We start from the raw sequence: 3,938 nt of genomic DNA, 5'->3' as shown, positions 1-3,938 counted from the left end.
GACGCAGATCGGAAACTCCATGATCACCATTGTCTGGCGCGGGCCGGGACCGTGCGACAGGATGGAGCGTCCTTTTCGCCGAGGAGGGGTCATGGACTGGCGCGACGTGATCGACGAGCTGGACGCGGGCGTGGAGCGGATCGCCGCCACGCTGGAGGGGCTGTCCCCCGGCGACCTGCGGGGCGCGTCGGGGCTGCCGGGGTGGAGCCGCGGGCACGTGGCGACGCACATCGCACGCAACGCCGACTCCCTGTGGAACCTGCTCGAAGGGGCGCGCACGGGGACGGAGGTCCCGCAGTACCCGAGCCTGGAGCGGCGCGACGCCGACATCGCCGCGGGCGCCGGCCGCTCCCGCGACGAGCTGGTCGCCGACGTCCGGGCGACGCAGGCGCGGTTCTCCGAGCAGGCCCGGTCGCTGCCCGCGAGCGCGGCGGAGGCTCCGGTGCGGGCGATGGCGGGCTGGCCCCATCCCGCCTGGTACACGGTGTTCCGCCGCTGGAACGAGGTGGAGGCCCACCACGCCGACCTGGCCGCCGGGTACGGCCCGGCCGACTGGCCGGAGCCCTACGTCCGCTGGTCCGCGGCGGCCACGCTGGCGGACCTGGCGGCGCTGCCGGACCGGCTCCTCGGGGAGCCGGCCGGGCTGCGGATCACCGCGACCGACTCCGGTGAGACCGCCGACCTCGGCTGGACGCCCGGCGGCCCGGAGGCGTCCGGCTCCGGGCGGGCGCTGCTGGGCTGGCTGAGCGGACGGTCGGACGGCGCGGGCGTGCACCTCCGCCCGGACGGTCCGCTGCCCGTGCCGCCGCCCTGGCCGTACGAGCCCTCCCGGTTCCGCGAGGAAGCGGGCTTCTGAGCGGGCCGGGGGTCTAGGGGAGGTCGTCGCCCGCAAGCCGGTGCAGGGCGTCCGCGGAACGGACGGCGATCGCGCTCCGGGCGACGGTCACGCGGCCGCGCACGGGCTCGGCCGCGAGGATCTGCGCGACCTTGCGGCGGCCCATCCCGGCCCAGCGGCCGAGGTCCTGCTGGGTGACCGGGACCTGGACGACGACGCCCTCCTCGATCACGCCGTCCGGGCGCTCCCGCTTGACCGGGGAGCCGAACCGCGCCGCCAGGCGCAGGAGGCGGCCGGCGAGGCGGCGCTCGGGGTCGTCGGGGAAGTGCGCGACGCGCAGCTCGTTGGCGTCGCGGAGCCGTTCGGCGAGGACGGCGGCGACCGCCCACACCGAGCCGGGCTGGGCGTCCAGGACGCCGCGGAAGCGCGCGGCGGGCAGCACGATGGCCTCGACCCGCGTCAGCGCCTCGGCGTTGGCGTGCCGGACCCCGCCGTCCACCGCCTCCAGCTCCCCCACCAGGTCGCCGGGGCCGAGGACGTCGAGGATGGCGGTCTCGCCGTCCCGGTCGACCCAGACCTTCACCGCCCCGGACCGCAGGACGAAGACCTGGGCCGCGCGGGTGTGCTCGCGCGTCAGGAACGCGCCGGGCCTGATCACCACCGGCGCGCCCGCCCGCCGCAGGGCCTCCTGGGCGCGGGGGGTCAGCGCGTCCCAGAACCGGGGGGTCTGCATCTCGCCTCCTCACCGGACCCGGATCCGGCCGGGCCCCGGCTTCATGATCGCTTGCTCGCGGTCCAGTGAACGCGCCCCGGGGCCGGCCGACCAGGTCGCCGGTCACATCTCGGGCGGTCTTTCCGGGGCGAGCAGGCCGTCCAGGGCGCGGACGCGGCGGGCGCAGTCCGCGGCGGCCGCGTGGTCGCCGAGGGCCAGGCGGGAGTCGCGCAGCAGTTCCAGCGCCCGCCGCAGCCCCCGCTGGTCGTCGGTCTCGCGGCGGATGGCGATCTCGGCGGTGACGTGCTCCACCGCGCGGTCGTGTTCGCCGGTCAGCTGGGACGCGCGGGCCATGCTGTGCAGGGCGTGGGCCTGCTCGCGGGTGGCGCCGAGCTCGGCGGCGAGGTCGAGGGCGCGCCGCCCGGTGGCGAGGGCGTCGCCGGCGCGGCCGAGGTCGAGGTGGATGGCGGCGAGGTGGCCGAGGCCGACGGCCTCGCTGTGCCGGTCGCCGACCTCGCCGAGGATGCGCAGGGCCTCCAGCTCCCGCTCCAGGGCCTCCTCGGGGCGGCCGGCGCGGCGCAGCACGGCGGCGAGGGTGTCCATGCCGACGCCGAGGCCGTACCAGTCGCCGCCCGACTCGCGGATGCCGAGCGCCTGCCGGGCGGCGCGCTCGGCCTCCTCGGGCAGGCCGAGCCGCGCGTAGGTGCGGGCCAGGCTGCCGAGCGTCCCGGCCATGCCGCCCCGCGCGCCGAGCCGGTGCCACAGGTCCAGGGCCTCCAGGCCGAGGACGAACGCCTCCTGGTGGCGGCCGAGGCGCCGCATCACCACCGACAGGTGCTCCAGGTCGTTGGCCTCGCCGTGCTGGTCGCCGATCTCGCGGCGGATCTCCAGGGCGCGCAGGAGGTGCTCGCGCGCCTCGCGGTACCGTCCGAGGCGCCAGTGGACGATCCCGATCTGCGCGAGCGCCTCGGCCTCGCCGTGCCGGTCGCTGGTCTCGCGGTGCAGCCGCAGCGCCTGCCCGCAGTAGGTGAACGCCTCGGCGAACCGCGTCGCCTCGCACATGAGCATGCCGAGCGTGGCCAGCGCGCGCGCCTCCCCGTGGCGGGCGCCGAGGGCGCGGTAGGTGCGCAGCGCCTGCTCGGCGTCCTGCTGCGCCAGGTCGCGCAGGCCGAGCGCGGCGTTCATCCGCGCGAGCTCGGTCAGCGCCTGCGCGGCGCCGTGCATGTCGGCGAGTTCCTGGCGGATGGCGAGCGCTTCCAGAGCGTGCGAGACCGCGCCGTGGACGTTGCCTTGGCGGCGGTGGACCTGGGCCACGGTGAGCAGGGTCTCCGCCACGCCGGGTTGGTCGTGGGTCCGGCGGCGGACGTCGAGCGCCCTGGCGGCGTGGTCCAGTGCCGTCTCGTAGTCGCCGAGGCCCAGGTGTGCCCGGGCCAGGATGTCGTGGCCCTTGGCCGTTCCAGCGTCGTCTCGCAGTTCCCCGTGGACGGCGAGGGAGCGCCGGGCGTGGTCGATCGCCGTCAGGTAGCGGCCCAGCGCCACGTGGACGTCGGCCAGGGTGGCCAGGGTGGCGGCCTGCCCGTAGCGGTCGGGCGGGTCGGCGGCCCGGAACCCGCGCCGCGCGTCCTCGCCGTAGCCGATGGCCTGGACGGAGTCGCCCAGCTCGAAGTGCGCCATCGCCAGGTTGTGGAGCATGACGGCGGCGGCCGCCCAGTCCTCCTCGGTGCGGGCGGCGTGCAGGCCCACCTGGTGGACGGCGATGCTGTCCTCGCTGTAGCGGCGGAACTCCTGGAAGTCGAACAGCGCGTCGGCGAGCTCCCAGCACGTGCGGTGCAGGCCGAGCCGGGCGGCCTGGTGCACCGCGGCGACCAGGTTGCGGCGCTCGGCCTCGAACCAGGCGAGTCCGGCCGCGCGCTCCGCGGCGGTGGACGGACGCCCGTGCGCCTCCCCCGGATGCGTCCGGGGACGGGACCGCGCCGCCATGGCGTGGCCCGCGCGGCGCGCCTCGGCGAGGTAGCCGGCCAGGAGCCGCCGCTGCGCCGCCTGGAGCTCGCCGTCGGAGTCCTCGCGCAGCCCCCGTTCGCGGGCGAAGTCGCGCAGCAGGTCGTGCATCCGGTAGCGGTCGGGCCCCACGTCGTGCACCAGGTAGGCCTGGCGCAGGCCCTCCAGGCATTCGCGCGCGTCGCCGACCGTGCCGTCCAGCAGGGCGGCGAGGGCGGTGGGCGTGAAGTCGGGGCCGGCGACCAGGCCGAGCCTGCGGAACGCCTCGCGCTGCCCGCGGCGCAGGCTCCGGTAGGCGACGTCGAACGTCGGGCTGAGGACGGCCAGCAGCGCCGTCCCGGACGTTCCGGGCGCCGCGCCGTCGCCCAGGCCCGCCCCCGCGAGGCCCGGCCC

3 protein-coding genes are annotated in these 3,938 nt (G+C 77.2%); 1 reads left to right on the top strand and 2 read right to left on the bottom strand.

Annotated features, from left to right (window positions below; all coding sequences use genetic code 11):
• The first annotated feature begins 91 nt into the window (after positions 1-91).
• Positions 92-856: a maleylpyruvate isomerase family mycothiol-dependent enzyme gene (locus AB0C69_RS39305; protein WP_345184306.1), complete on the top strand. Its 765-nt coding sequence runs from the start codon at positions 92-94 to the stop codon at positions 854-856.
• 13 nt (positions 857-869) lie between these two features.
• Here AB0C69_RS39305 and AB0C69_RS39300 read toward each other — a convergent pair whose 3' ends face one another.
• Together AB0C69_RS39300 and AB0C69_RS39295 are read right to left on the bottom strand one after the other, a co-directional pair.
• Positions 870-1,568 carry a cyclic nucleotide-binding domain-containing protein gene (locus AB0C69_RS39300; protein WP_345184304.1) on the bottom strand — a complete coding sequence of 233 codons (699 nt, stop codon included), beginning with the start codon at positions 1,566-1,568 and terminating at the stop codon, positions 870-872.
• Between the two features lie 102 nt (positions 1,569-1,670).
• The coding region (locus tag AB0C69_RS39295; protein ID WP_360361292.1) for a tetratricopeptide repeat protein at positions 1,671-3,938 on the bottom strand (2,268 nt) is incomplete at its 5' end.

Source organism: Actinomadura sp. NPDC048032, assembly GCF_040653175.1.
GTDB lineage: Bacteria > Actinomycetota > Actinomycetes > Streptosporangiales > Streptosporangiaceae > Spirillospora > Spirillospora verrucosospora.
Note: the sequence above shows the minus strand (reverse complement) of the source record. Positions and strands in the feature narration are given on the sequence as shown.